General features: G+C 70.2%; 2 protein-coding genes. Both read right to left on the reverse strand.

Annotated features, from left to right (window positions below; genetic code table 11):
• Window positions 1-16 precede the first annotated feature (16 nt).
• The gene (locus tag ACIKT0_RS17140; RefSeq protein WP_407106575.1) at window positions 17-1,567 is read right to left on the reverse strand and encodes a 2-isopropylmalate synthase; all 1,551 of its coding nucleotides are present in this window, start codon (window positions 1,565-1,567) and stop codon (window positions 17-19) included.
• Window positions 1,568-1,863: 296 nt separating this feature from the next.
• Window positions 1,864-2,315, reverse strand: a 452-nt coding sequence (locus ACIKT0_RS17145) for an NUDIX hydrolase (RefSeq protein WP_407106576.1), incomplete at its 5' end; no start/stop codon positions are given.

Genomic DNA, 2,315 nt, shown 5'->3' on the forward strand with positions numbered 1-2,315 from the left:
AGGCCGGCCGCCGGCCTCACGCGCTGATCGCGGCCTGCGCGTTGATCTGGCCGCGCTTGACCGAGAGCTTGTTGAGCGCCGCCACATAGGCGCGCGCGGAAGCCACCAGCGTGTCCGGGTCGGCGCCGCGCGCCGTCACGGACTTCTCGCCTTCCTCCAGCCGCACCGACACCTCGGCCTGCGCGTCGGTGCCCTCGGTCACCGCGTGCACCTGGTAGAGCGACAGGGTGGCGTCATGCGGCACGACGCGGCGGATCGCGTTGAAGATCGCGTCCACCGGGCCGTTGCCCACCGCCTGCACGGTGGTGTGCACGCCGTCGATGTCGAGCGTCAGCGTGGCCGACTGCGGCCCCATCGTGCCGGCGATCACGGTCAGCGACAGCACCTTGATGCGGTCGTGGCTCGAGGCGATCTGGTTGTCGACCAGCGCCTCGATGTCCTCGTCATAGACGTGCTTCTTGCGGTCGGCGAGCTCCTTGAAGCGCGTGAACGCGTCCTGCAGCTGGTTGTCGCCGAGCTCGTAGCCCAGCGCCTTCAGCTTGTCCTTGAAGGCCGCCCGGCCGGAATGCTTGCCCATGACCAGCGAGGTCTTGGTCACGCCGACCGAGGCCGGCGTCATGATCTCGTAGGTCTCGTTGTGCTTCAGCATCCCGTCCTGGTGGATGCCGCTCTCATGCGCGAAGGCGTTCTTGCCGATGATCGCCTTGTTGTACTGCACCGGGAACGAGGTCGCGGCCGACACCAGGCGCGAGATCCGGGTCAGCATCGTGGACTCGACGCCGGTCTCGTAGGGCAGCACGTCGGCGCGCGTCCGGATCGCCATCACGATCTCCTCGAGCGCGGCGTTGCCGGCGCGTTCGCCGATGCCGTTGATGGTGCATTCGATCTGGCGCGCGCCGCCGGCGAGGCCCGCTAGCGAGTTCGCCACCGCCAGCCCGAGGTCGTCGTGGCAGTGCGTGGAGAACGTCACCTTGTCCGCGCCCGGCACGCGCTCGCGCATGGCGACGAACATGGCGCGGTACTCGTCCGGCGTGGCGTAGCCCACCGTGTCCGGGAGGTTGATGGTGGTGGCGCCCGCCTTGATCGCCGCCTCGACCGCCCGCGCCAGATACTCATGGCTGGTGCGGGTGGCGTCCATGGCCGACCACTCGACGTCGTCGACCAGGTTGCGCGCCTGCGCGACGGTGGCGGCGATGATCTCCAGCACCTGCTCCTCCGTCTTGCGCATCTGGTGCGCGAGGTGGATCGGCGAGGTCGATACGAAGGTGTGGATGCGCGGCCGCCGGGCGTGGCGCACCGCCTCGCCGCAGCGGGCGATGTCGCCGGGGATCGCGCGGGCGAGGCCGGCGATGATGGCGTTGTCGGCGCGGCGGGCGATCTCGGAGACGGCCTCGAAGTCGCCGTTCGAGGCGATCGGGAAGCCGGCCTCGATGACGTCGACGCCCATCTTGTCGAGCAGGCTCGCGACCTGGAGCTTCTCCTCGAAGGTCATGGTCGCGCCGGGGCATTGCTCGCCGTCACGCAGCGTCGTGTCGAAAATCACGACGCGGTCGGTGGAAGCGGTCATGTCGTAAGTCCTTCCGTCGGACAGCCCCGGAATGGCGTGCGGGGCGTGCGGTCTCGTCTCTGCGTGGCGTCCTGTCCCCTGAGCGCCCAGGCGAAAGCCCGGCCGGCCCTCAGGGGCGGCTAAGCAGAAGGAGACGAAGACCACGCGCGCGCGCGCCCGCGCCGGCCGTGAAGGCCGCCGTCCGGTCCGCGAAGATGTCGCCGCTCGCGCGCATGAAGGTCCCGCAAGAAAGCGCGCCGAAGAATGCGGCGCGCGCGCCCACATCTACGCCTCCGGAGCCGCGCGATCAACGCGCTTTAGCGTGCTTCCTTCAGCAGATGCGCGATGGCCGCGTGGACATAGACCGGCGACATCGCGGTGAGGTCTTGCGCCGACCGCACCAGGACCGCCCGGTCGAGCTCCGGCTCCTCCTCGGCGGCGAGGTTCCGCTCGACGACCCGCGCGAGCGCGGCCGCGTCGAGATCCGTCTCGAAACGGCGGATGCAGGCGTAGAGGAAGCCGTCGACCACGACGAAGCGCTCGTCGGTCGGCCGCACCAGCGGCGCCCCGAGCCCGGTCTCCTCCATGAGCTCGCGCGCGAGCGAGCCCTCGAGGTCCACCACGTCGCCCGCGATGTCCTCGAGGTCGGGGGTTCCGGCCGGAAAGTACATCTGGCCCGCGGTCGCGGTGTGCGGGGCCATCCGGCCGAGCAGCACCGCGCCGTCGCAGGTCACCACCGCCGCGGCGGAGAACACGTTGCCGAGCCGGC

The organism is Hansschlegelia beijingensis (genome assembly GCF_045505405.1).
GTDB classification, from domain to species: domain Bacteria; phylum Pseudomonadota; class Alphaproteobacteria; order Rhizobiales; family Methylopilaceae; genus Methylopila; species Methylopila beijingensis_A.

What these genes read in the sequence shown, in the direction of transcription:
- ACIKT0_RS17140 (WP_407106575.1), bottom strand. Translation starts at nt 1,567, where the DNA reads ATGACCGCTTCCACCGACCGCGTCGTGATTTTCGACACGACGCTGCGT.